The sequence below is a fragment of the Streptomyces ovatisporus genome, assembly GCF_042653885.1.
Lineage (GTDB): Bacteria > Actinomycetota > Actinomycetes > Streptomycetales > Streptomycetaceae > Streptomyces > Streptomyces ovatisporus.
The window spans coordinates 82,316-107,137 of record NZ_JBHSFH010000005.1; the positions used below are offsets into that span (position 1 = coordinate 82,316).

The following is a 24,822-nucleotide window of genomic DNA, read 5'->3' on the forward strand; positions in this document are numbered from 1 at the left end:
AGTGACAGGCGACGGGTGAGATCCGCCGCGAAGGGTGAACTGCGGGCGCCCGGCCCGCAGGAGCGGGGCGCCAGGGAAGCGTCTGCGGACCACGCACGCCGTTCCGACCGACGGCTGCGGCAGCGGCAGCGCCTGCGGCTACAGGCGCGGCTGGGGGCTGGGGGCTGGGGGCTGGGGCTATGTGGCGACTGGCCGGGGGCGAGCCGCTAGAAGAGCCCGTCCCACATCTGTTCCAGCAGCACCGCCCACCAGTTCTCCGGCGAGGAGAGCGCCGCCGGGTCCAGCGCGGCCAGCTGAAGCTGGAAGTCGACGGTCCAGCGGCCCGCCTGCTCCTGCGTCAGCCCGTACCTCAGCGGCCACATCCGGCCCAGGCCCGCCAGGCAGCGTACGAACTCCGGCAGGCCGGTGTTGACGAACTGCGGCTGCGCCGCCCGCCCTTCGGGACCGCCCTCCAGCGGTACCGCCACGATGTGCGCCGTGCCGTACTGCACGCACAGCTGACGGCCGAAGTCGTTGCCCATCACCAGATACGACCCCGCGTCGGCGGCCGGCTGCACCCCCCGCTCCTGCGCGAGTTCGGCAAGCGTCGGCACCGGACGTCCGGGCTGCGCCTGTCCCCAGAAGAAGGGGTTCACGTCGACCGGTACGCCCGCCCACATCAGGGTCTGCCCGACGATGTCGGGGACGCCCTGGCGCGAGACCGAGTGCTGGTCGAACCGGAAGACGCCCTGCGGCCCGAAGGCCTGGGCGAGTTCGTGCCCGACGGCGTCCGGCGGCAGCGGCGGCACGGGCGGGATCTGGTGCGGCGGCGGCAACGGCACCCGGAAGGGAGCGGGCCGCGCCGGCCCGTCGGCGACCTGATGCAGTTCGCCCTGGTGCTCCAGCAGGTGCCGTACGCCCTGCTGGCGGGAGGCGTGGTCACGTCCGTACGGGGCGGTGTGCGTGACCCTCACCTGCGGCCAGGTCTCGCGGATCATCCGGGCGCAGTAGCCGCCCGGCAGTTCGCAGGACTCCAGCTCCGTGTGCAGCTCGACCACTTGCTGCGGCGGCACGTTCATGTTGCGCAGCTCGTGCAGGATCTGCCACTCGGGGTGCGGGGTGCCGGGGGCGGAGCGGCGGATCAGCTGCTGCTCCGACCCGTCGGGCGCCCGGTAGCTGAGCACCGCCATGTAGCCGGGGCCGACCGTGGGCTGCCCGCTGGGCTGCTGCTGCTGTTGCGGGTATCCGTACGCGGGCGGCGCGGGCGGCTGCCCCATGGGGGGCGCTCCGGCCGGCTGCGGGCCCGGCCCGCCCTGCGGGAAGCCGTACGCCTGCGGCGGGACGCCCGCGCCCGGAGCCGGGGGCACACCAGGAGGTGCGCCGGGAACGCCCGGCGGAGGTCCGGGCGGTGCGGGAGCGGCGGGGCCGCCGCCCTGCGCGGGGCCGGCGAGCATCGTCGCCGCATGGTGGACGTCACCGCCGCCGGCGCCACCTCCAGCGCCCGGAGCAGGCGGGGCGCCCGGCGCGGGGGGTGCGGGCGGCGGAGTACCCGGGGTGCCCGGTGCGGGGGGAGCGCCGGGGGCTCCCGGCGCGGGCGGAGGCGGCGGGGGCCCGCCCGGGCCTCCGGAGCCCCCCGAAGAGGGGTCGGCGAGCATCGTCGCCGCATGGTGCACACCACCGCCGCTGCCCGGCCCCTGCCCGGCGCCCTGGTCCCCGGACGATCCGGAACCGCTGGAACCGCTGGAACCGCTGGAACCGCTGGAGGAGCCTTCACCGCCTCCGGAGTCGGCGCCCGGGTACCGGCCGCTCTCGCGGAGCTGGCTCTCCACCTCCGCGGAGGAGACCAGCTGCGTCGGTACGTATCCCCCGCCGGACGGGCCGGACGCGTCCGGCCCTGCCGCACCGGCGGAGCCGCCGGGCCGCGCACCTGGCGTGCCGGGGGCACCCGGCGGCGGCGGTACGGACGGCCCGCCGCCCCGCGAGGGCGTGGAATCGCGCGGAGCACGGCCGGTGTCCGCGTCGGCGAGGTTCCCCGCGTTCCGAGGTGCCCCGGGCGGTGCCGGGGGCGGCGGGGGCCCGCCCGGACCGCCGGAGCCCCCCGAAGAGGGGTCGGCGAACATCGTCGCCGCATGGTGCACACCACCGCCGCTGCCCGGCCCCTGGCCCTGCCCGTCGCCGGGGGCCGAACCGGCCGGCGGCGGAGGGACGTTCGGCGGCCGGGACGGGGGCGGCGGCACGGCCTGACCCGCGTCCGCCTGCGGATCGTCCACGGCCGGAGTCACGGCCGTACTCGGCAGGGCGCGGGCCTCCGGCATCAGCTCCGTCTTCGCCTCCCACCGCTCGTCGTCGTCACTCCCGGACAGCGGGGGCGCGAAAACCGTCGCGGGCGGCAGCTGTGCTTCGCCACCACCCGAACTGCTGGTGTCCGCAGCGTCCCAGGGGCTCGCGGTCTCCGGCGCCGGAGACCGCGGAACACCCGCGGCAGCGCCCGGAGCGGCCTGCCCGGCAGCGCTGCCGAACGTCGAGGACCGCCGGTCCGGGACGCCCATCTGGTCGGCGGCCTCCTGCAGCCACCCCGGCGGAGTCAGCAGGAACGACGTCGCCTCCAGGTCCAGCCGCTGCGGCGGAACCCCCGAAGGGGCAGGCACAGCACCGGAGTTGCCGTACTCCTCCTCGTAGCGCCTGATCACCTCGCCCACGGGCAGACCCGGCCACAGAGTCGTCTCCCCGCTGTCCCGCGCGATGACGAGTCGCTGACGCCCGCCCTCCGGCGCCGGCCCACCGGCGTCACCGGAGTCCGCCGGGGCCTCGGCCCACGCCACGAACCCGAGGTCGAACTCCCGCACCCGCACCTCGAACCGCCGGTGCCCGGGCCCCTCGGGGACGCCGCCGTTGATCCAGCGCTCCGCGCGTTCCTGAGCCTGTGCGAAGGTCACCATCGCGTCATCACCCCACCCCTCACTTCACCCTCAGAGCTGAACGGCACGGGCGAAGCCGCCGTCCACCATGAGGTTCGCCACGGTCTCCAGCTCCGGCGGATTGCCGGCCAGACGCAGCAGGAACTCGTCGAAATCGGCGCCGCACGGGCGCAGCAACTGCTCCGCCCGCTCCTGCACCTGAAGCCCGTCCCGGTCCCGTACGTCGTCGAACGGACAGAACCACACCGAACCGGCAGCCTCGCCCTTCACCTTCACTGCGAGCAGCCCGCCCTGTACGAACCCCACACCGAGGAAGTCCTTCGTGAAGTGATCACGCAGGCACTTGTTGACGTACACCAGGTCGTTGACTGCCGCGTCCTCCCGCACCGTGAAGAACGGCTGGTCCACCAGCAGCCCCAACTCGGCGTCCAGGGCCACGCCCCGCGGCGCGCAGCCGCCCGCGGCCTTGAGGAACGTGCGGTACGCGCCCGGCAGCCGGTACCCCAGCCGCTCCTCCGCCTCGATCACCTGCGACTCGCTCACCGCCACCCCGTGCGGCACCTCGAAGTGCACCGGCCGGGTGTCCTGGAGGGGCCGCGTACCGGTCCTGGCATGGTCGACGGCCGCCGCCGCCAGGCCGCCGTGATGCCGCAGCAGCGCCTTGACCTCGACCGGCACCAGCTCCATGCGGCGCCCGTACGCCACGTGGTGCCACGTCCAGCCGTGCGGCGTGGCGACAGGCGGAAGATCGGCCCACAACTCGTGACCGGAGGCGTGCAGCGCGGCGTTCGCCGAGACGTAGTCCGTCAGGCGCAGCTCGTCACCGCCGAAGCCCTCGGGCGGCTCCGCGATCTCGGCGGCGGCACGCGCGTACGGCGAGAAGTCGGGCAGGCCGTGCTCGTCCACCCGCACCCCGCCGGGATGGCGGGCGGCGCGCACCGGATCGGGGAAGTTCACAACCTGCCCGGCATAGGCCCGGTTCGGTGGCGCGGCGATCCCCGAGCCCTGGGAACCGCTAGGCGCCCCCAGCCCGAGCCGACCTGTCGTCATGGCGTTGGCCCCCTGCTGCACGTCTGGCTGACACGGCACAGCCTATGCGGTAGGGCAACGGGACAGCACCGCCCGGGGACCGCCTGCGGCCCCCGCCCACCCGGACCACCCGCGCAGGTCGACGCGCCGTTCCCGGACGCGTACGGGCAGGCAGGGACGGACGAGCAGGGGACGGACGGACGACGGGACGCGTACGAGCCGCCGGAGCCCGTACAGCCACGCGACGTCGGTAGGAGCGCGACGGCGGACGGCACCCGCAGGTGCGCGGAAAGGCCGCCGAGCGGTGCGCCGGGGACGTCAGCCGCGGCCGAGCGCCGCCAGCTTCTCGTGCTGCTTCACCGCGAGGGCCTTCGCGATCGGCCGAGGCTCCCCCGAGAGCGAGATCGACATGAACGAAGCCGTCCTGCCGCCCGTCCGTACGATCGTGAAGACCAGCGGCGAATCCCTCTGCTCAGTGACCCGCAGCGTGAACTCCACCGAATCGTCGCCGACCGCTCCCACAGGCCCCCGCGCCACATTCAGCCGGACCTTCTCCCCCGCACCGTCCTTGGCGGTGAAGGACTTGCAGCCGCCCAGCGCCTTCCTCAGCTCCGCCAGCCACTGCTGGGCCCCGTCCTTCTTGTACGACGCGAGCAGCACCTGCTGCACCGCGCCGCTCGACGCCGGCGAAGAGCCCTTCTGCAGCACGCCGTTCGTGTACGCGGTACGCGCATGCTCGGGGTCCGAGTCCATCGCGTCGGTGACCGCCGAACACTTCGGGTCGTCCGACTGCACGGTGTTGTGCCGGGGCAGCGCGTCCTTCTTGCTGCGCTGCACCCGGTAGCCCGCCACGTCCCCGGACTTCAGCAGCGCCGAGGCCAGCCGCTTCCCCTCCGCGGACTCCCCGCCACCGGAGCCACCGCCCTCGCCGCCGCCGCTCTTCCCGGCCGAGCCGCCCGAACTCCGCTCCTCCCGGGCGTCGTTCTTCTTCCCGCCGTCCCCGGCCCCGTCCGAACCGCCGCTGCAGGCCACCACGGACACGGCCAGCACCGGCACGCCCACCGCGATCCCCACCGCACGCCGCACCCTCGCAGCCAGAGCACTACCCCGGCGACCACACTTTCGAGTGTGACGGTCACGAGCATCGCGACGCCGTACAGAGGTGCTGAGCATTACCGGACTCCTGCCTCGAGGATTGACGTACCGCGCATGCTGGCGCCCGCTCCGCAGAACCACCACCCCTGTTCCACGCCGCTACGGAAACCGTCACAACCCCATGACATACGACGCGACATGATCGACTCGGCGCGCACACTGCATACTTGGCGCGACACGCAGGCGACACACACGGCACATACGGCACATACGGCAGAAGGGGCCGTTCGGGGAGGAACCACCAGATGAACACCGCACCACTGCGATCCGTACAGCGGCAGTCCGCGCCGCCACAGCCCGGACCGCCAGAGCCCGGCCCGATGCAGGCCGGACCGACGCAGGCCGGCCACTCCGCAGGCGACGCACCCACCGCCGCGGCCGCCGACCCCCGCGTCGGCTGGACCGCCACCGGCCACGACGCCGCGCCCCCGCTCCAGCACCGCCGCGACGGCATCCTCCCCGCCGTCGCCGCCGCCCTGTCCGTACGCGGCGAGACCCTCACCTCCACAGCGCACAAGGGCGACCAGGAACCCGCACCCCACCCCCTCGTACAGGACTTCCTCGACACCCTCGCCACCGAGCACCGCTCCCGCCACTCGGGCCGCTGCCCCGAAACCGTCCTGCTCTCCCGCTTCCTCACCACCGCCGAAACCGCCCGAACCGCCAAACGCACAAACCGCAGGAACACCGGAAAGCCCCGACCGCTCACACACAGCGAAGCCCGCCGCGCCCTCAAACACGCCAAGATCACCGCACGCCACATCCGCGAGGACGGCGACCCCCTGCACGGCCGCTACGCACCCCCCTGCCGCTCCTGCACCGTCCTCCTCGCCCACTTCGGCGTACGCCCGGTCGACCCCGCGGCCGCCGCAGAGGCGACGACGTGAGCCCACCCCACGCCCGCACCTCCGCCAACCGCACATCCGCGACCCGCTTCTCCGTCGCCGTCGACGACGCGCTGCGCACCGCAGGGTGGAAACCCGGCCGCTGGGACATGCTCCAGGCAGAACAGTGGGCGGACACCCTTCGCGGCCACACCGCACCCGGCGGCCACCAGCACTCCGTCTGCGCCGCCGCCGTCGAAGTCTGGGCCGAATTCGGCAACCTGCCCATCGACCCCACCGGCCCGGGCCGGCAGATCGCCCCCAGCGGCCTGCGCATCGACCCCCTGCACGCCCTCCACGCCGCCCGCACCCTCGCCGACCTCGGCCGCGCACTCGACACCGCCATCTGCCCGCTCGGTACCGACGGACCCGACGCCGCCCTCCTCGCCATCGACACCGACGGGCGCGTCTACAGCCTCGACCACACCGGCGACTGGTACCTCGGCCGCGACTTCGACACGGCCCTCTCGGCGCTCCTCACCGGGACCCGGCCTCAGCGCCTCACACGGCACGGCACGCAACACGCCTGAACCGCCGGACGACAGAGCCCGGCGCCCCGGTCGTCCCCGGGACCCGGACCGCGGTCCCACCGGCAGAACCGGCTGAACCGGCTGAACCGGCGCCGCCCGTTCCGTCCACCACCCGACCGTCCGTCGGCCCGACAGCCCCGTCAGCCCCCGACCGCCCCGACCGCCACGTGACAGGCGCTACCGCCGCACGTCCGGGCCCTGCGCCGGAATCACCGCCGACACCCGGAAGCCCCCCGAATCCGTCGGCCCCGACACGAACCCCCCGCCCAGCGCCGCCACACGCTCCTTCATCCCCACCAGGCCGTTCCCCCCGCTCGGCAGCCCCGCACCCGCAGAACCCTCGCCGTCCTCCGGCCGCTCGTTCTCCACCTGCACCGCGACCTCCCCCTCACGGTGCGCGAGCCGCACCCGGGTACGAGCACCCGACGCGTGCTTGTGGACGTTCGTCAGCGCCTCCTGCACCACCCGGAACGCCGTCTGCTCCACACCCGGCCCGTAACCACGCGAGGCACCCGTACCGTCCACCGAGAACTCGACGGACATACCCGCCTCACGCGACTGCCCCACCAGAGCCTCCAACTCCTCCAGACGAGGCCCCCGGCCCGCCCCGGCACCGGAATCCCCGGCACGTTCCGGCCCTCCGGCACCGCCCTCCGGCGAACCACCGGCCGAACCGCCTGCGCCCGCGCCCGCGCCCGCCGGGCCGTCGTCGCCCAGCTGCTCCAGACCGTCGTCCCCGGCCCTCGACGACCCCGCAGCCGCCACCGCGAACTCCGCCAGCCGCTCCGAGACGCCTCCCTGCCCCGTACGGCCCGCCTGCCCGCCCTCCGGCGAACGCAGAACCCCCAGCATCGTCCGCAGCTCCGTCAGCGCCTGCCGCCCCATGTCCCCCACCAGCGCGGCGTTCTTCGATGCCTTCTCCGGGTCCTTCAGCGCCACCGCCTGCAACGCGGCCGAATGCACCACCATCAGGCTCACCCGGTGGGCCACCACGTCGTGCATCTCCCGCGCGATCCGCGTCCGCTCCTCGTTGCGCGCCCACTCGGCCCGCTCCTCCGCCCGGTCCGCCAGCAGCGCCAACTCACGCGCCAGACCGTCCGCCCGTTCCCGCAGCGACTCCACCAGCCTGCGACGCGCCCCCACGTACAGGCCCATCAGCACGGGCGGCGCCGTCAGCACCAGCGCCATCGTGAGGGACATCAGCGGGATGAACCACGCCGGCGGATCGAACCCCCGGTCCCGCCCGATGCTCTGGTGCATGCGTATCAACGTGATGATCACTGTCGCCGCCGCCTGCATCCCCGTCAGCAGCACCAGGATGCGGCGCGGCACATCGGCGACCGCCAGGCTGTAGAGCCCGACGAAGCCGAGCAGCAGCCCCATCTCCGCCGGAGACAGCGCCACGGACACCAGCACGACGGCGACCGGCCAGCGCCGGCGCAGCACCAGCGTCGCCCCGGCCACGATCCCCAGCAGCACACCGGCCGCCGTCGGAAGCCCGGCCTCCGACGCGAAATCGACCCCCTGAAAACCGCACTCCGCCGAGGACATCGAAGCCAGGGCGACGTCCAGCGCCGCACTCCTGCGACGCTCCCACCACCAAGGTCCGCCGGCCGCTCGGCTCTCCCCCGTCTCGGTCATACGGGTCAGCGTACGACCGGCCACCGGCCCTTTTCCCGCCTCCACCGAGGAACCGTCCATTCCGCCACAGAACCCGACCATGCCGTCGCACAGCCAGGACAGGCGCGACATCGCAATGGAAACGCAATTTCCCTACTCGAACTGGTGAATAGCCCCCAAGTCCGCCACGCTCGCCCTCACTCACGACACAAGCTGCCGCCATGAGAGAAATCCCAGCTGAAGCACAACGCCGGGACGGCGACGGCGCAGGCGGCCTCCGACAGGGCTCGGTCACGTTCGAAGAACTGCGGACACGGGCAATCGCCCTGCGCCGGGAAGGACTCAGCCGGCGCAGGATCCGCGACCGGCTCAAGGTGGGCAACAACGACCTCCTCAACCGGCTGCTCGAAGGCGAGCCCCCACCGGAATGGACGAAACGGCCCAACGCGAAGGACGAGCTGAGGGCGAAAGCCCGTGCGCTGAGGCGGGAGGGCAGGACGTATGACCAGATCCAGCTGGAGCTGGGGGCGGCCAGGAGCTCGATCTCTCTTTGGGTGCGGGACCTTCCGAAACCTCCGCCCCGTACGCGCGAAGAGGCTTCGGAGATCGCCAGACGAGGCTGGAAAGTGACGCTGGAGAGGCGTGAAGAGGAGCGGCAGCGAGTCAGGTCCGAGGCGGCGCGAAAGATCGGCAGCCTCACCGACCGCGAACTCTTCCTGATCGGAGTGGGCCTCTACTGGGCCGAGGGGTCGAAGAGCAAGCCACATCGGCGGGCCGAGTCCGTCACCTTCATCAACAGCGACGCCGGCATGATTCGCGTGTATCTCTCCTGGCTCTCCCTCCTGGGCGTGGAGGCTGAGCGCCTTCGCTTCTCCGTGATGATTCACGAGTCCGCGGACGTCGAGGCCGCCGAACGCTATTGGGCGGACCTGGTGGGCCGGGGCCCGGACTCCTTCGGCAAGACGACGCTGAAGCGGCACAACCCCAGGACGGTGCGTAAGAACGTGGGGCATGACTACCGCGGTTGCCTGGTGGTCCGGGTACGGCAGAGCGCCGATCTGTACCGGCGCATCGAGGGGTGGTGGGCAGGTGTCGTGGCCGACTGCAGGCCTCCTGCCCTGCCCCCTGATTCAGGTATGGTCTGACGCGGCGATCCCCTGTGGTGTAACCAGGCAGCACCCCAAGTTTTGGTCTTGGTAGTCAAGGTTCGAATCCTTGCGGGGGAGCTCACCGTACGTAAGTGCCCCGTTCCGGCCCTGGCTCTCCCGAGCCGGGGCCCGCTCGCGTGTCCGCGAATCCCGGCCTCGGGCAACCCCCCGGTATCCTGCGGGTGTTCCCCCTGACCCCGTAGCCGAAGGGCACCCCCGTGAGCGCCAACCGCCCGGCAGCCGTCGTCGTACTCGCAGCGGGTGAGGGCACCCGTATGAAGTCCGCCAAACCCAAGGTCATGCACGACATCTGCGGCCGTTCCCTCGTCGGCCACGTCGTCGCCGCGTCCCGCAGTCTCGGTCCCGAGCACCTCGTCGTGGTCGTCGGTCACGGGCGGGAGCAGGTGACCGCGCATCTCGCGGAGGTGGACGCGGACGTGCGTACGGCGGTGCAGCGCGAGCAGAACGGCACGGGCCACGCGGTCCGGATGGGCCTGGAGGAGCTGTCCGACAGCGGCGTCGCCCTGGACGGCACGGTCGTCGTCACGTGCGGGGACACGCCGCTGCTCACCGGGGAGACCCTCCAGGCGCTCGCGGACACCCACTCGGCCGACGGCAACGCCGTCACGGTCCTGACCGCCGACGTGCCGGACTCGACGGGTTACGGCCGCATCGTGCGCGACCCGGGCAGCGGCGCGGTGACGGACATCGTGGAGCACAAGGACGCCACAGAGGCACAGCGCGCCATCTCCGAGATCAATTCGGGGGTGTTCGCCTTCGACGCCCGGCTGCTGGTCGACGCGCTGGGCAAGGTGCGGACGGACAACAGTCAGGGCGAGGAGTACCTGACGGATGTGCTCGGCATCCTGCGCAGCGCCGGGCACCGGGTGGGCGCGTCGGTTGCGGGTGATCACCGGGAGATCCTGGGGATCAACAACCGTGTGCAGCTCGCGGAGGCGCGCCGCCTGTTGAACGGGCGGCTGCTGGAGCGGGCGATGCTGGCCGGCGTGACGGTGGTCGACCCGGCGTCGGTGCTGATGGACGTGACGGTGTCGTACGAGCAGGACGTGACGGTGCTGCCCGGTACGCAGTTGACGGGTTCGACGCATCTGGCGGCGGGTTGCGAGGTGGGCCCGAATTCGCAGCTGGCGGACACCGTGGTGGGTGCGGGTGCGTCGGTGAGCAACACGGTCTCCCAGGGCGCGGAGATCGGGGCCGGTGCGAAGGTCGGCCCGTACACGTATCTGCGGCCGGGTACGCGGCTGGGCGCGGGGGCGAAGGCGGGCAGTTTCGTCGAGGTGAAGAACGCGGAGATCGGTGAGGGCACGAAGGTGCCGCATCTTTCTTATGTGGGGGATGCGTCGATCGGCGAGCACAGCAACATCGGTGCGGCGTCGGTGTTCGTGAATTACGACGGTGTGGACAAGCACCGGACGACGATCGGGGCGCATTGCCGTACGGGCGCGGACAACATGTTTGTGGCGCCGGTCACTGTCGGGGACGGTGCTTATACGGCGGCGGGTTCGGTGATCACGAAGGACGTGCCGGCGGGTTCACTCGCGGTGGCGAGGGGTCAACAGCGCAATATTGCGGGCTGGGTGGCGCGTAAGCGGCCGGGGAGCGCTGCGGCTCGTGCTGCCGCGGGGGCCGGGGAGACCGGGGACTCGCAGCGTGTGGAGGGCGATTGACGTGCAGTGTCGGCTGCTGCCGGGTGCGGTGCGGGTTTCGCCGGGGCGTACGGTTGTGTCGCACGCACGCCCCGCGGAACTCAAGGAGACGGTGCAGTGACCGGGATCAAGACGACCGGCGAGAAGAAGCTGATGCTCTTCTCCGGCCGCGCCCACCCCGATCTGGCGAAGGAGGTCGCGGAGCAGCTGGGTATCAGTGTGGTCCCGACCAAGACTTTCGACTTCGCCAACGGTGAGATCTACGTTCGTTTTCAGGAGTCGGCGCGTGGTGCTGACTGCTTTCTGATGCAGAGCCACACTGCTCCGATCAACAAGTCGATCATGGAGCAGCTGATCATGATCGATGCGTTGAAGCGTGCGTCTGCGCGCAGCATCACGGTGATCGTGCCGTTCTACGGTTATGCGCGCCAGGACAAGAAGCACCGTGGGCGGGAGCCCATTTCGGCGCGGTTGATGGCCGATCTTCTGAAGACGGCGGGTGCGGACCGGATTCTGACTGTGGATCTGCACACGGATCAGATTCAGGGTTTCTTCGACGGCCCGGTGGATCATCTTTTCGCTCTGCCGGTGCTGGCGGACTATGTGGGCGGGAAGGTCGACCGGGGCAAGCTGACGGTGGTCTCGCCGGATGCGGGCCGTGTGCGGGTGGCGGACCGCTGGGCGGACCGGCTGGGTGCGCCGCTGGCGATCGTGCACAAGCGCCGTGATCCTGAGGTGGCGAATCAGGTCACGGTGCACGAGGTGGTGGGTGATGTCGAGGGCCGGGTGTGCGTCCTGGTCGACGACATGATCGACACCGGGGGCACCATCTGTGCGGCGGCGGAGGCGCTGTTCGCGAACGGCGCGGAGGACGTCATCGTCACGGCGACGCACGGGGTGCTGTCGGGTCCTGCGGCTGACCGTCTGAAGAATTCGAAGGTGAGCGAGTTCGTTCTGATGAACACGCTGCCGACGCCGAACGAGCTGGACCTGGACAAGATCACGGTGTTGTCGATGGCTCCCACGATTGCCCGCGCGGTGCGTGAGGTGTTCGAGGACGGTTCGGTGACAAGCCTCTTCGAAGAGCAGGCGTAGTCCTGTTGCGGCTTGTGCGCTGCGCTTCGGCGGCGCCGGCCGCTCGCTGATCGATTTCCGCACGGCCTTCCTCGCCGCGTAGACTCCTGCTGTCGCTCGGCGAGGGAGGCCGTGTTCGTGCGTGGACGTACGGGCCCGGCTCATCCGTTATCGACGCGCGCTCTTCGTCAGGGCTCCTCGGACGGTCCGTTCATGGTCGGCTCTGCGGCGTAGCCGGTCTGTCGTGGACGGACCGAGTGACACCACAGATGCGGGATCCGTTTCGATTGCGAGGAGCGCAGCATGGCTGACGTCAATCTTTCCGCCAGTGTCCGTACCGAGTTCGGCAAGGGTGCGGCGCGGCGTCTGCGCCGCGAGGAGAAGATCCCCGCGGTGATCTACGGGCACGGCGCCGAGCCTGTGCATGTGGCGCTGCCCAGCTACGACATGATGATGGCGCTGAAGTCTTCGAACGTCCTGATCCACCTGGATGTCGAGGGCAAGAAGCAGCTCGTCATTCCGAAGGCCGTGCAGCGTGAGGCGATCCGCGGCTTCCTGGTGCACGTGGACCTGCTGATCGTCCGTAAGGGCGAGAAGGTCAACGTCGACATCCCGATCCACGTCGAGGGTGACCTTGCTCCGGGGCAGCACCTGCTGGAGCACGTGCTGATGGCTCTGCCCGTCGAGGCGGAGGCGACGCACATTCCGGAGTCGGTCACGGTGTCGGTCGAGGGTCTGGCCGCGGGTGACTCGGTGCACGCGCACGAGATCCAGCTGCCGAAGGGCACGTCCCTGGCGATCGACGGCGACGACGTCGTGATCCAGGTGCTGGCGGCGCAGGCCGAGGAGCCGTCCGCCGATGAGGAGACCGAGGGCGCGGTGGAGGCTCCGAGCGAGGTCGCTGCTGAGTGATCTGCTGTTGCGGGTCGCCCGTCGGTGAGGTGTCCCCTTCGGGGGTTGCCGCCGGGTGACCGTGGCTTCCGCGGCTGCCGTCGTGTTCCCGGGCCTGTGCTGCTTGTGCGGCCGGGTGCGCGGCGGCAGTTGTTCCTCTTTCTCCGAAGGACCGCACACATGACGACCGATGCCAGTACGGGTGGGACGGCCGGGCCGTGGCTCGTCGCGGGGCTGGGCAATCCGGGTCCAGGTCATGCGGGCAACCGGCACAACGTGGGTTTCCTGGTGACCGATCTGCTCGCTTCGCGTCTCGGCGGGAAGTTCAAGGTGCACAAGTCCCGTGCCCGTGTGGTGGAGGGGCGGATCGGTGTGCCGGGTGTCTCCGGGCAGCGGATCGTCCTCGCTCAGCCGCTGTCGTACATGAATCTCTCGGGCCGCCCGGTGGGGGCGCTGCGGGATTTCTACAAGGTGCCGGTGGGGCGGATCGTCGTGGTGCACGACGAGTTGGACATCGATTTCGGTGCGCTGCGCCTGAAGAAGGGCGGCGGCGACAACGGTCACAACGGGTTGAAGTCGCTGACGAAGACGCTGGGTGCGGACTATTTCCGGGTGCGGTTCGGTGTGGGCAGGCCGCCGGGTCGTATGCCTGTTGCGGATTACGTGCTGAAGGACTTCTCCGCGGTGGAGCGCAAGGAGCTGGACTACTTCGTGGACCGGGCTGCTGATGCGGTGGAGTCGCTGATCGTGGATGGTCTGGAGCGGGCGCAGAGCACGTACAACTCCTAGGGTGCGTCGTTTGGATCTTCGTGGGTCGGCGAGCGGCGTCCGGTGCGTCCAGATGCCAGGCGGAGGATCGCCCTCGTACTGGGCGTACTCGGGCGACTCCGACAACGCAGCAGATGGGCGGGCCGGGCGTCGCGAGCCCGCGAAGATCCAAACGACGTGCCCTGGAGCTCGGCCTGTTCCTGCGTGTTTCCCGTCGGCTGCCCTGCCGGGGCCGGGGTGCCGGTGGTGTCGTCGCTCTGGTCTGCGGGCGGGGCGTTCCGTCCTTTTGTCTTCCCGGCAGGCCCGGTGGTTGACCCGCCGGTAGGTTTCCCAGAAGGATCTCGGCCATGTCCTCCTCGACGAGCACCGTCAAGCGCAGCCGTACCCGCAGGGCGGGGGAGAGCGCGTTCGGGATGCTTCTCCTGGTCCGCAACATCGTGCTGGTGCTCGTCTGTCTGCTCGTGCTGGCGGCCGGCGGGTGGACGTCGTGGAAGACGGCGGGGCCCGCTCTCACGGGTGACCAGCGCGGCACCGTGGAGGTGGCCAGGTGCGTCGACGACGAATGCTCGGGGACGTTCCGGCCCGCGTCGGGCGGTGGTTCCGGCGTGCGGCGGGTGACGATCGCGGAGTCCGTGTCGGGGGTCGTCGGTGAGCGTCTGCAGGTGGCGCTGAAGCCGGACTCCGGGGAGGCCGTGCGTACGGGCCCGGCGGGTGCTCTCTACGGTGCGGTGCCGTTCGGCGGCGCGCTGCTGCTGGCCGCGCTGGTCGTGGCGGTCGGACTGCGGTGGCGGGGTACGGCGTTGGTGCTGGGGCTGCTGGGCGCCGCGCTGACGATGACGTCCTGGGCGTTGCTGACGTTCTGAACTTCCGTCTGCCGGCGGCTGCTCCGTACGGCGGGCGGCCTGTGCGCGCCGGTGCTCGGTGCGCGGGTCCTCCACGCGCGGGTCCTCCACGCGCCGGTCCTCCACGCGCCGGTTCCCGGGGAACGTCCTCTGTGTACGACTGCGGCGCCGCCGCGGCGGGTGGTTCCCCGCTGCGGCGGCGCCGTCTGTCTGCCGGAGTGCTGCGGGGTGTTCAGCCGGTGTTGCGCAGTCCGGCCGCGACGCCGTTGACGGTCAGCAGCAGAGCGCGGCTGAGCATCTGGTCGGGCTCCTCGCCGCGTTCGGCTGCCGCACGCTGCCGGTGCAGGAGCGTCACCTGAAGGTAGGAGAGCGGGTCGAGGTAGGCGTCGCGGATCGCGAAGGTCTGCTTCAGCACCGGGCTGGCGTCGAGCAGTTCGCGTTCTCCGGTGATGCGGAGCACTTCCCGTACGGTCAGTTCGTGTTCGGCGCGGATCGTGTCGAAGACGTGCTTGAGCTCCTCCGGCACGAGGGTGTCGACGTAGTGCTGGGCGATGCGCAGGTCGGTCTTGGCGAGGGTCATCTCGACGTTGGCGAGGAAGTTCTGGAAGAAGTGCCAGTGCTCCTGGGCCTCTTCGAGTACTTCGCCGAGTCCTGCCTCGCGGGCGGCGGCGAGGCCGGTGCCGACGCCGAACCAGCCGGGGACGATCTGGCGGGACTGCGTCCAGCCGAACACCCAGGGGATGGCGCGCAGTCCGTCCAGTCCGGCGCCGCTGTCGGGCCGCCGGGACGGGCGGGAGCCGAGGTGGAGCTCGGCGAGCTGGTCGACGGGGGTGGAGGCGAAGAAGTACGCGGGCAGGTCGGGGTCCTCGACGAGCCGCCGGTACGCGCCGTGCGCGGCGTCGGAGACGGTGTCCATGGCGGCGTCCCAGCGGGCCAGCGCCTCGTCCGACTGGCGGGGTGCGGTGTGCAGCGCGGACGCCTGGAGGGTGGCGGCGACGGTCAGTTCCAGGTTCTCCCTGGCCAGGGACGGCACGAGGTACTTGTCGGAGATGACCTCGCCCTGTTCGGTGACCTTGATCTCGCCTTCGAGGGTGCCCCAGGGCTGGGCGAGGATCGCGTCGTGTGTGGGGCCGCCGCCGCGGCCGACGGTGCCGCCGCGGCCGTGGAAGAGCCGCAGCCGTACGCCGTGCCGGTGGGCGACGTCGCGGAGCCGCCGCTGCGCGCGGTGGATCTCCCACTGGGAGGTGGTGATGCCGCCGAACTTGGAGGAGTCGGAGTAGCCGAGCATGACCTCCTGCCGGTCGCCGCGGAGGGAGACCAGCTTGCGGTAGGAGGGGTCGGAGAGCATCGCGTCGAGGAGTTCGTCGGCGATCTTCAGCTCGTCGGTGGTCTCCAGCAGCGGGACGATGCCGATGCGGGCCCAGCCCGCGTGCAGGTCGATCAGTCCGGCTTCGCGGGCGAGCACGGCCGCGGCGAAGACGTCGTCGGCTCCCTGGCACATGGAGATGATGTACGACTCGATGACCTCGGGCCCGAAGGTCTCCAGCGCCTTGCGGACGGTGGTGAAGACACCGAGGGTCTTGGCGCCTGCCGCGTCCAGGGGCGCGGGCGAGGGTGAGAGCGGACGGCGGGAGCGCAGTTCCTTGGCGAGGAGACGCTGCCGGTAGTCGCGGGGCATGTCGACGTAGCGCCAGGACTGTTCGCCGAGCCGGTCGAAGAGCTGCCCGAGGGCGTGGTGGTGTGCGTCGGCGTGCTCCCGTACGTCCATCGTGGCCAGCTGCAGGCCGAACGCGGCGAGTGTGCGCAGGACGCGCTCGAGGCGGCCGTCCGCGACGAGTTCGCCGCGGTGCGCGCGCAGCGAGGTCTGGAGCAGCTTCAGGTCCTCGACGAGCTCGGTGGTGCCGAGGTAGTCCCGTCCGTCGACGTGGGGTGCGCCGGAGGCGAGCCTGTCGCGGGTGTTGAGCAGCTTCTGCCGGATGCAGGTGGCCTTGAGGCGGTAGGGCTCCTCGGCGTTGAGGCGCTTGTAGCGGGGGCTGATCTCGGGCAGCCGGTCCAGGTCGCGGCCGAGGGAGTCGAGCAGTTCCGGGGTGGCGCCGCTGTTGCGGATCGAGTTGGAGAGGGCGCCGCGCAGCTCGTCGACGTGTTCGAGGGCGTCGGTGATGCCGTGTTCGTGCTGCAGGAGCAGCACCTCCCAGGTCACCTCAGGTGTGACGTTGGGGTTGCCGTCGCGGTCGCCGCCGATCCAGGTGCCGAAGGTGAGGGGGCGGGTGTCGGCGGGCAGGGGGGCGCCGGCGCGTTCGAGTTCGGCGGCCAGGTCCTCCAGGACGTCGCCGACGGCGCCGCGGTGCAGCTCGTCGAGGTAGTAGACGGCGTTGCGGGCTTCGTCGGCCGGTTCGGGGCGTGCGACGCGCAGTTCGTCGGTCTGCCAGACGAGGTCGACGTTCTCCGCGAGGCGCAGGTCGGTGCGGCCGCGGTCGGTGGGGTCGGTGTGCTCCAGCAGTTCGGCGATCTTGCGGAGCTTGGTGAGGACGGAGCGGCGTGCGGCTTCGGTGGGGTGTGCGGTGAAGACGGGGCGTACGCCGAGGTTGCGCACCGTGGCGGCCAGATGCGCCGGGTCGGCGTCCTTGAGCATGTCCGCGGTGCGGGAGAGGTTGCCGCCCTCGGCCGCTCGCCTGGTGCGCAGTTCGCGGCCGCGATGGACCTGTTCGGTGACGTTCGCGAGGTGGAAGTACGTGGAGAAGGCCCGCACCAGTCTGGTCGCCGTCTCCAGGTCGGTGCGGCCCAGCAGCGCTGCGGCTGCTTCACCGTCGCTGCGGGTCAGGGCCCGTACCCGTTCGACGAGGTCGAGCAGTTCGGCGCCCTCCTGCCGTACGAGGGTCTCGCCGAGCAGGTCGCCGAGGCGGCGGATGTCGGCGCGCAGAGCGGTCGTGGATTCGGTCTCGGGAGTCGCGTCGGCGCTGCCGGGCGACTGGGCCCCGGTCGTGGAGCGGGCTCCGGAGTCGGTCGGGGTCCCATGCCCGGGGTCGTCGGCACGGCTCACATCGGCACTGCTCACAGGTGCGGCTCCTTGCAGCTCTTTGCAGCGTTCGCTTCTGGCAGGTCGCGGACCGCGCTGTCCGACGCCTCCCAAGGATAGGCGGGGCTACTCAGGGTCCGGACGTGCCGTCCGATGGGTGAGCACGGCGCCCGCACTGCAGACCCCCTCTTGATAGGGCCCGCATGGCTGCCATACTTACGAAGCCGTAGGTTACGGTTCCGTAGGGCTTGCGGGGGTACCCGCTCCCGACCTGCTCCGACTCCGACGACCGACTCCTACCCCTTACCGCTCTGAACAAGGGACATCTATGACCAGCAGCCCCCCCGACGTACTCGACTCCCCCGAGACCGAGAGCAAACCCGCCGCGGGCGGCTCCGCCGCACCCGCCTCCCTGGCGACCCTGGGCGGTGACAAGCGCCATTCGGCCGAGCAGATCGCTCTGCTGCTCTTCATCGTCGTCCCCTTCCTCGCACTGGTGGCGGCCGTGCCGCTGATGTGGGGCTGGGGGGTGAGCTGGCTCGACCTCGGCCTGCTCACGGCGATGTACTTCATCGGCTGCCACGGCATCACCATCGGCTTCCACCGCTACTTCACGCACGGCTCCTTCAAGGCGAAGCGGCCGTTGCGCATCGCCCTCGCGATCCTCGGTTCGCTGGCCGTGGAGGGCCCGGTCGTCCGCTGGGTCGCCGACCACCGCAAGCACCACAAGTTCTCCGACGCCGAGGGCGACCCCCACTCGCCGTGGCGCTACGGCGAGACCGTCCCCGCCCTGATGAAGGGCATGTGGTGGGCACACGTCGGCTGGATGTTCGACGAGGAGCAGACACCGCAGCACAAGTACGCCCCCGACCTGATCAAGGACCCGGTGATCCGCGCCGTCTCCCGGCAGTTCGTGCTGTGGACCACGGTGACTCTGCTGCTGCCCGCCGCCATCGGCGGTCTGGTGACGATGTCCTGGCAGGGTGCGCTGACGGCGTTCTTCTGGGGTTCGCTGGTCCGTGTGGCGCTGCTGCACCACGTGACGTGGTCCATCAACTCCATCTGTCACGCCGTGGGCAAGCGCCCCTTCAAGTCCCGCGACAAGTCGGGCAACGTGTGGTGGCTGGCGATCCTGTCCTGCGGTGAGTCGTGGCACAACCTGCACCACGCGGACCCCACGAGTGCACGGCACGGCGTGGAGAAGGGCCAGCTCGACTCCAGTGCCCGCATCATCCGCTGGTTCGAGAAGCTGGGCTGGGCGTACGACGTGCGCTGGCCGAGCAGTGAGCGAATCGACTCCCGCCGCAAGGAGCAGTCCGGCCAAGCGGCATGATGGAGGCTGTGCCGATCGACGACAGCACCGCCAAACCTGCCAGGGCGCCCAAGAAGGAGAAGCGCGCCGCGCGGCGCCGCATGACCGGGAAAGAACGCCGTGAGCAACTCCTCGACATCGGACGTGCCCTCTTCGCCGAACGCGGCTTCGAGGGCACGTCCGTGGAGGAGATCGCTGCGAAGGCAGGGGTCTCCAAACCGGTCGTGTACGAGCACTTCGGCGGCAAGGAAGGGCTCTACGCGGTCGTCATCGACCGCGAGATGCGCCAGCTGCTGGACATGGTGACGGGTGCCCTCACCGGAGGGCACCCGCGCGAGCTGCTGGAACAGGCGGCGTTCGCGCTGCTCGACTACATCGACCTCTACACGGACGGCTTCCGCATCCTGGTGCGGGACTCGCCCGTCGCCCAGTCCACGGGCAACTTCGCGTCCTTGATCAGCGACATCGCCACACAGGTCGAGGACATCCTCGGCCGCGAGTTCAAGTCACGGGGCTTCGACCCGAAGCTCTCGCCGCTGTACGCGCAGGCGCTGGTCGGGATGGTCGCCCTGACCGGGCAGTGGTGGCTGAACGTCCGCAAGCCGAAGAAGGCCGAAGTGGCGGCCCATCTGGTCAACCTCGCCTGGCACGGCCTGGACGGGCTGGAGGCCAAGCCCCGTCTCATAGGTCACCGGCGGAGCTGACCGCCTCCGGCCGGTGCGGACGCCGTACGGGCCGGCGCCGGGAATCACAGCACGGGACACCGCAGAGACACTCCACGGCACAAGAAAAGGGGCGCCCCCGATCGGCACGGGGGGCGCCCCTTCGTCATGGCCTTACGGGACTCCGCGTCAGCGGGTGCCGACCAGCGCCTCCCACGTCCGGGGGCCGACGAGCCCGTCCACGGTCAGCCCGTGCGCCTTCTGGAAGTCGGTGACGGCCTTCTCCGTCGCCGGACCGAACTCCCCGTCGACGGTCAGGCCGGCGCCGTAGACGTTCAGCTGCGTCTGCGCAGCACGCACGGCGTCGCCCTGAGCACCGCTCTTCACCGGCTCGACCAGCTCCGGCCACGTCTTGGGACCGATCTCCCCGTCGGCGACGAGTCCTGCTCCCGCCTGGAACGCCTTCGCCTGCTCCGCCGTCTTCGGCCCGTACGCCCCGTCCGCGTCGGTCATGTGGCCGTGGTCGCGCAGCAGGTACTGGGCGGCGGTGACGTCCGCGCCGCTGTCGCCCTGGGTGAGCATCGGCCACTGCGCCGACGGCGGCGTCTCGGGCGGCGCCTCGCCGGTCAGCTTCACGGGGCGGTAGGGCTTGTACTCGCTGCCGGAGTCCAGGCCGTAGTCCAGGACGCGGTGGTCCGTACCGTGGCCGCCTCGCTGCTCGAAGGCGGAGTACGCGGAGTGCGAGGAGTCCGTCCACTTCTCGAAGATCACCACGTGGCGGGTGGTGTTGGAGCCGTCCGCGTCGATGAGCAGGTCGCCGGGCCTGAGGTCGCCGAGGCCGATGGGTGTGGTCAGTTCCCGGTTGGAGGCGAGCTCCACCGTGTTCGGGCCGGACTTCCACAGGCCCAGCGTCATCGAGACGTAGCCCGAGCAGTCCTGGCGGTAGCCGTCCGACCAGGTCTTCGTCTGGCTGTAGGGAACCTGGGAACCGTTGTTCGCGGTGAGCCACGTGGCTGCGCGGCGCAGCATCTCCTCCGGGCTCAGCTCCGCCGCGGCGTTCTGCTTCTGCTCGGCGGCGGCGGTCCGGGCGGCCGCGCTGGGAGCGTCGGCGAACGAGGCCGGTACGACCACGCCTACGAGTACGGTGACCGCGCCGGCGACGGCGGTGGCCGCGTAGATTCTGGCTCTGCGGCCCATTCCGGACATGAGCACGGCGGTACCTCCTGCGAGTGGGGGGACGGTTGTCCGCCGCACCCGGACGGGCCGGAGGTGCGGCGGAGCTCACATCGTTGTCCAGTTCACGTCAACTCCTGACGCGGGAGCTAAATTTTCACGGCTCCACCACAAACGGAGTCGTCATCAACGCCACATGACGGACGTTCGGGACGGCGACAGGGGCGCCACCGGCGACCCGCCGCTCACCGCGGCCGATCGGGCTCCAGGAATTCCAGGCGGTTGCCGACCGGGTCCTCGGAGTAGAAGCGCCGGTGCCCGGGAAGGTCGTCGTCCCAGGTCACAGGGATTCCGGCGCGGACGAGGCGGGCCGCGAAAGCGGTGATGCCACGTACCCGGATTCCCGGGTGGGCCTTCCGTGCCGGGCGGAAGGTCTCCTCGATGCCGAGATGCAGCACCACGGAACCCGCCGCGAACCAGCAGCCGCCGCGTGCGGCCAGCGCCGCCGGTTTCGGGATCTCCGTCATGCCGAGCGTCCCCCCGTAGTACGCACGCAGCGCGTCCTCGGAACCGGGAGGGGCGGCGAGCTGGACGTGGTCGAGGGAGTCGATCACCGTTCCGCCTCCCTCTTCACCGCCACGACGAAGACGCGGCGGAAGGGGAGGACCGTCCCGGCCGAAGTGCCCCCGGGCAGCGGCGGATAGGCCTCGCGGAGCAGTGCCCCGTATTCGTCGAGGAACTGCTCCCGCGCTGCCGGGTCGTCCTCGAGGAGGGTGAGCACGGGACGCAGGGCCGTGCCCTTGACCCAGTCGAGGACGGGGTCCTCGCCGTGGAGCACGTGGGCGTAGGTGGTCTCCCAGGCGTCGACGTCGCAGCCCAGCGGGGTCAGGGCGGCGAGGTAACCGACGGGGTCGAGGACCGCGCCGCCCCGTGCCCCGGTGCCGAGCCGGTCACGCCAGCGCGGGGAATTACGCAGCTCCAGCAGCAGGGTGTGGCTCGGAGATCCGAAGTTGCCCGGCACCTGGAAGGCGAGGACGCCGCCGGGCCGCAGAGCGGCGGTCCACCGGCGGAAGAACTCCTCGTGGCCGGCCACGTCTCCCTTGCCTGCGTCGGGAAGGACCCGTCCCTCGCCTCCGGCAGGGAGAACCCAGTGGAGAGCGGCGTTGGAGAAGAGAAGGTCGAAGGTCTCCCCCGGCGCGGGCCGCCATGTGGCCAGGTCGGCGTGGGTGAAGTCCAGCCGGCCGCCCGACGCCGTCTTCTCCGCGTGGGCGCGTGCCTCGCGGAGCATGGCCGGTGAGTTGTCGTAGCCGGTGACGTGCGCCCCGGGCCAGCGTTCGATCAGCGGCAGCGAGGGACCGCCGGGTCCGCAGCCGAGGTCGGCCACACGCGGATTCCGCTCGTCGGGCAGCGGCGGGATGCGGGCCAGCAGGTCGTGGACGGGCCGTACACGCGGCGCAGCGTGGCGCAGGTACTGGTGGGGGTCCCAGGCGGGTGACGTCATGGCGGTCGCGCCTCCGAACGAGGTATCTCGACATCGAGAGAAGTAATGCTTCAGACTTGGTGTCTCGATGTCAAGAGACTTCACGTCGACACAACTACTACACTGATCACTATGGAGGACGAGGTCGATCGACTGGTGGCAGCCTGGCGCCGCGAGCGCCCGGACCTCGACGTGGAACCCCTGGAGGTACTCAGCCGCGTCAGCCGGCTCGCGCGTCACCTCGACCGCGCGCGCCGCATCGCCTTCTCCGAACACAACCTGGAGCCCTGGGAGTTCGACGTCCTCACGGCGCTGCGCCGGGCCGGCACGCCGTACCAGCTCTCCCCCGGCCAGCTCCTGACGCAGACGCTCGTCACCTCCGGCACCATGACGAGCCGCATCGACCGGCTCGCCAAGAAGGGCCTCGTCGAGCGGCTGCCCGATCCCAGCGACCGCCGCGGCGTCCTGGTACGCCTCACCGCCGAGGGCCGCAACCGCGGCGACAGCGCGCTGGCGGGTCTGCTCGACCAGGAACGCGCCATCCTCGCCGAACTCTCCTCCGCGCAGCGCGCCGAACTCGCGTCACTGCTGCGCCACTTGACGGCGCCGTTCGACAACATCCCCGGCTGACGGTCCCGCCGGCTCCCTTCCCGCCGGGAAGGGAACCGGCGGCTCGCAGCACGAGGGCTTCCCCAGGGCGGGCATCTGATCGGTCGGCCCATTCGTGGCAGCCGGGTGATCCCAGTCGTCCCGATATGAACCCGCAGGCGGCGCACCGCTGTTGGCCCCGTACCCGGTCGGCGGAGTGCCCCGGTGCATCCGGTGGTGCACAGCCCGTAGCATCCCTCGCATGGGCGGACGTCATTCAGATCGTTTCGCGGGGCGCACCGTCCTCGTCACCGGCGGTGGCGCGGGCATCGGTGCCGCCACCGCGCACAGGCTGGCGGACGAGGGTGCCGCCGTGGTCATCCTCGACAACGAGGAGGAAGGCGGCCACCGCACGGCCCGGGAGATCACCGCATCGGGTTCCCGCGCGGCCTTCGTACTGGGCGACGTCACCGACGAACCCGCCTGGCGGCGTGCCGTCCGCACCGCCCACGACGGATTCGGCCCCCTCGACGGGCTGGTGAGCAACGCCGCGCTCGTGCGGCCGGGCCCGGCCCACGCGCTCTCCCTCTCCGACTGGGAAGGGCAGTTAGGGGTGAACCTGACGGGCGCGTTCCTCGGCGTACGGGCGTGCCTGGCGGATCTGCGGGCCCGGCGGGGGGCGATCGTGCTGACGTCCTCCGTCCAGGCCCACTTCGGGCTTCCCGCCCGCCCCGCCTATGCGGCGACCAAGGCCGGGCTCACCGGTCTGGGGCGTCAACTCGCCGTCGACTACGGGCCGATGGTCCGCGTCAACTGCGTGCTGCCCGGCCCCGTCCTCACCCGCGCGTGGGACGGCGTGGACGAGGCGGACATGCGCCGCACGGTCCGGGAGACCGTCGCCGGGCGGCACGGCCACCCCGACGAAGTGGCCGCGGCCATCGCCTTCCTGCTCTCCGACGACGCCTCCTACGTGACGGGCACGAGCCTCGTCGTGGACGGCGGCTGGAGCGTCTGCAAGAACTCCTTCTGAGCCGCGCCCGGCCGGCACGCGCGCAGTCCGGGCCCGCACGCGGGCAGTTCGGGCCGCCGCACGGGCCTTCGGTGCCCGGTGTTCGGCCGGGGGTCTCAGTTCGCGGCGCTCGATTCGAGGTCTGCGGGGCCGACTCCGGCCCGCCGTGCCAGCGCCACGGCTGCAAGCGTCGAGTGCACGCCGAGCTTGCCCAGCACGTTCTGCATGTGCGTACGGACCGTGTGCGGCGAGAGATAGAGCCGCTCGGCCACCGCCTTGCGGCCGAGCCCCGCGACCATGCAGCGCAGCACTTCCCTTTCCCTGGGCGTGAGGGACTCCACGAGCTGCTCGCTCTCCGTACGGTGCTTGCGGGAAGCGGTCAGCTCCTTCAGGACGCCCGTCAGCAGGGCGGGCGGAAGGTGCGTCTCGTCCTTGAGCACGCCCCGGATCACCTGGAGCAGCCGGGAGAGCGAGCAGTCCTTGGCGACCCAGCCGCAGGCGCCGGCCTGCAGGGCCGACGCCGCCTGGCGTGGGTCGTCGCGCTCGGCGAGGACGACCGTACGTACGGCGGGGTGGTCCGTGCGGACGCGGCCGACGAGCGGGATGCCGCCCGGCTTGGTCTCCGGCAGGGCGGCGGCCCGCGGAACCGCCGCTCCGGCCGTGGTGCCGCCCGGTGATCCGCCGCCCGTGGTGCCCGAGGTGCCGTCCCGCTGCACGACGGCCGACAACTGCCCGTTGACGCCGTTGGGATGGGGGCCCACAGCGGGAGCGGCACCACCCGCGGGTGAACTCCGTTCCACGGAACCGGAGTTGGGCACCGCTGGTGCGGTGGCCGCCGCACCGCCCGTACCCGGCGCGGCGAGATCGGCGTCGACCAGCGCGACGTCGAACTGCCGCCCCTCCACCGCCGCCCGCTCCAGGCAGCGAAAGGCCGCCGGCGCGCTGCCTGCCGCTGTGACCTCGACGTCGGGCTCGGCCGCGAGCGCCGCGGCCAGTGACTCGGCGAAGATGCGGTGGTCGTCGACCACCAGCACCCGGATACGTTGCATGGCACCCCCTGGCAGTGCGGGTACGTCA

General features: G+C 71.2%; 21 protein-coding genes. 12 read left to right on the plus strand and 9 right to left on the minus strand.

Annotated features, from left to right (window positions below; translation table 11 throughout):
- Positions 1-206: 206 nt before the first annotated feature.
- The 3 genes from ACFPA8_RS08830 to ACFPA8_RS08840 all read right to left on the minus strand — a co-directional run bounded on the left by ACFPA8_RS08830 (position 207) and on the right by ACFPA8_RS08840 (position 5,000).
- Positions 207-2,918: an SUKH-4 family immunity protein gene (locus ACFPA8_RS08830; protein ID WP_386444939.1), complete on the minus strand. Its 2,712-nt coding sequence runs from the start codon at positions 2,916-2,918 to the stop codon at positions 207-209.
- 30 nt (positions 2,919-2,948) lie between these two features.
- Positions 2,949-3,947 carry an SMI1/KNR4 family protein gene (locus tag ACFPA8_RS08835; protein WP_386444942.1) on the minus strand — a complete coding sequence of 333 codons (999 nt, stop codon included), beginning with the start codon at positions 3,945-3,947 and terminating at the stop codon, positions 2,949-2,951.
- Between the two features lie 297 nt (positions 3,948-4,244).
- On the minus strand, positions 4,245-5,000 hold the full coding sequence (locus ACFPA8_RS08840; RefSeq protein WP_386444945.1) for a sensor domain-containing protein: 756 nt from the start codon (positions 4,998-5,000) through the stop codon (positions 4,245-4,247).
- 401 nt (positions 5,001-5,401) lie between these two features.
- Between ACFPA8_RS08840 and ACFPA8_RS08845 the strand changes: the two genes are divergently transcribed.
- Together ACFPA8_RS08845 and ACFPA8_RS08850 are read left to right on the plus strand one after the other, a co-directional pair.
- Complete coding sequence (locus ACFPA8_RS08845; RefSeq protein WP_386446247.1) at positions 5,402-5,968, plus strand: YwqJ-related putative deaminase; 567 nt, start codon at positions 5,402-5,404, stop codon at positions 5,966-5,968.
- Positions 5,965-6,495 carry an SUKH-3 domain-containing protein gene (locus ACFPA8_RS08850; protein ID WP_386444948.1) on the plus strand — a complete coding sequence of 177 codons (531 nt, stop codon included), beginning with the start codon at positions 5,965-5,967 and terminating at the stop codon, positions 6,493-6,495. The genes ACFPA8_RS08845 and ACFPA8_RS08850 overlap by 4 nt, the downstream gene beginning before the upstream one ends.
- 177 nt (positions 6,496-6,672) lie before the next feature.
- Here ACFPA8_RS08850 and ACFPA8_RS08855 read toward each other — a convergent pair whose 3' ends face one another.
- Positions 6,673-8,136, minus strand: a complete 1,464-nt coding sequence (locus ACFPA8_RS08855; RefSeq protein WP_386444950.1) for a sensor histidine kinase — start codon at positions 8,134-8,136, stop codon at positions 6,673-6,675.
- Positions 8,137-8,336: 200 nt separating this feature from the next.
- Here ACFPA8_RS08855 and ACFPA8_RS08860 point away from each other — a divergent pair, with 200 nt between their 5' ends.
- The 6 genes from ACFPA8_RS08860 to ACFPA8_RS08885 all read left to right on the plus strand — a co-directional run bounded on the left by ACFPA8_RS08860 (position 8,337) and on the right by ACFPA8_RS08885 (position 14,526).
- On the plus strand, positions 8,337-9,260 hold the full coding sequence (locus tag ACFPA8_RS08860) for a hypothetical protein (RefSeq protein ID WP_386444953.1): 924 nt from the start codon (positions 8,337-8,339) through the stop codon (positions 9,258-9,260).
- A gap of 221 nt (positions 9,261-9,481) precedes the next feature.
- Positions 9,482-10,951, plus strand: coding sequence for a bifunctional UDP-N-acetylglucosamine diphosphorylase/glucosamine-1-phosphate N-acetyltransferase GlmU (glmU, locus tag ACFPA8_RS08865; protein ID WP_386444956.1), 1,470 nt, complete (start codon positions 9,482-9,484; stop codon positions 10,949-10,951).
- 96 nt (positions 10,952-11,047) lie between these two features.
- On the plus strand, positions 11,048-12,025 hold the full coding sequence (locus ACFPA8_RS08870; protein ID WP_386444959.1) for a ribose-phosphate diphosphokinase: 978 nt from the start codon (positions 11,048-11,050) through the stop codon (positions 12,023-12,025).
- A gap of 282 nt (positions 12,026-12,307) precedes the next feature.
- Positions 12,308-12,916 carry a 50S ribosomal protein L25/general stress protein Ctc gene (locus ACFPA8_RS08875; RefSeq protein WP_386444962.1) on the plus strand — a complete coding sequence of 203 codons (609 nt, stop codon included), beginning with the start codon at positions 12,308-12,310 and terminating at the stop codon, positions 12,914-12,916.
- 159 nt (positions 12,917-13,075) lie between these two features.
- On the plus strand, positions 13,076-13,684 hold the full coding sequence (gene pth, locus ACFPA8_RS08880; RefSeq protein WP_386444964.1) for an aminoacyl-tRNA hydrolase: 609 nt from the start codon (positions 13,076-13,078) through the stop codon (positions 13,682-13,684).
- Positions 13,685-14,010: 326 nt separating this feature from the next.
- A complete protein-coding gene (locus ACFPA8_RS08885; protein WP_386444967.1) occupies positions 14,011-14,526 on the plus strand; it encodes a hypothetical protein in 516 nt (171 codons plus the stop codon).
- Between the two features lie 211 nt (positions 14,527-14,737).
- Here ACFPA8_RS08885 and ppc read toward each other — a convergent pair whose 3' ends face one another.
- Complete coding sequence (gene ppc / locus ACFPA8_RS08890; RefSeq protein WP_386446250.1) at positions 14,738-17,425, minus strand: phosphoenolpyruvate carboxylase; 2,688 nt, start codon at positions 17,423-17,425, stop codon at positions 14,738-14,740.
- Between the two features lie 424 nt (positions 17,426-17,849).
- Between ppc and ACFPA8_RS08895 the strand changes: the two genes are divergently transcribed.
- Complete coding sequence (locus ACFPA8_RS08895) at positions 17,850-18,854, plus strand: acyl-CoA desaturase (RefSeq protein ID WP_386444970.1); 1,005 nt, start codon at positions 17,850-17,852, stop codon at positions 18,852-18,854.
- Complete coding sequence (locus ACFPA8_RS08900) at positions 18,851-19,537, plus strand: TetR family transcriptional regulator (protein WP_386444973.1); 687 nt, start codon at positions 18,851-18,853, stop codon at positions 19,535-19,537. The genes ACFPA8_RS08895 and ACFPA8_RS08900 overlap by 4 nt, the downstream gene beginning before the upstream one ends.
- A gap of 147 nt (positions 19,538-19,684) precedes the next feature.
- Here ACFPA8_RS08900 and ACFPA8_RS08905 read toward each other — a convergent pair whose 3' ends face one another.
- The 3 genes from ACFPA8_RS08905 to ACFPA8_RS08915 all read right to left on the minus strand — a co-directional run bounded on the left by ACFPA8_RS08905 (position 19,685) and on the right by ACFPA8_RS08915 (position 22,169).
- Positions 19,685-20,701, minus strand: coding sequence for a peptidoglycan-binding domain-containing protein (locus ACFPA8_RS08905; RefSeq protein WP_386446253.1), 1,017 nt, complete (start codon positions 20,699-20,701; stop codon positions 19,685-19,687).
- A gap of 212 nt (positions 20,702-20,913) precedes the next feature.
- Positions 20,914-21,282, minus strand: coding sequence for a VOC family protein (locus ACFPA8_RS08910; RefSeq protein ID WP_386444976.1), 369 nt, complete (start codon positions 21,280-21,282; stop codon positions 20,914-20,916).
- Positions 21,279-22,169: a methyltransferase domain-containing protein gene (locus ACFPA8_RS08915; protein WP_386444979.1), complete on the minus strand. Its 891-nt coding sequence runs from the start codon at positions 22,167-22,169 to the stop codon at positions 21,279-21,281. The genes ACFPA8_RS08910 and ACFPA8_RS08915 overlap by 4 nt, the downstream gene beginning before the upstream one ends.
- A 111-nt stretch (positions 22,170-22,280) precedes the next feature.
- On the opposite strand from ACFPA8_RS08915, the gene ACFPA8_RS08920 reads away from it, so the two are divergent.
- Positions 22,281-22,778 carry a MarR family winged helix-turn-helix transcriptional regulator gene (locus tag ACFPA8_RS08920; protein ID WP_386444982.1) on the plus strand — a complete coding sequence of 166 codons (498 nt, stop codon included), beginning with the start codon at positions 22,281-22,283 and terminating at the stop codon, positions 22,776-22,778.
- A 220-nt stretch (positions 22,779-22,998) separates the two neighbouring features.
- On the plus strand, positions 22,999-23,766 hold the full coding sequence (locus ACFPA8_RS08925; protein ID WP_386444985.1) for an SDR family NAD(P)-dependent oxidoreductase: 768 nt from the start codon (positions 22,999-23,001) through the stop codon (positions 23,764-23,766).
- A 95-nt stretch (positions 23,767-23,861) separates the two neighbouring features.
- On the opposite strand, the gene ACFPA8_RS08930 is transcribed toward ACFPA8_RS08925, so the two are convergent.
- A complete protein-coding gene (locus ACFPA8_RS08930; protein WP_386444988.1) occupies positions 23,862-24,794 on the minus strand; it encodes a LuxR C-terminal-related transcriptional regulator in 933 nt (310 codons plus the stop codon).
- Positions 24,795-24,822: the final 28 nt, after the last annotated feature.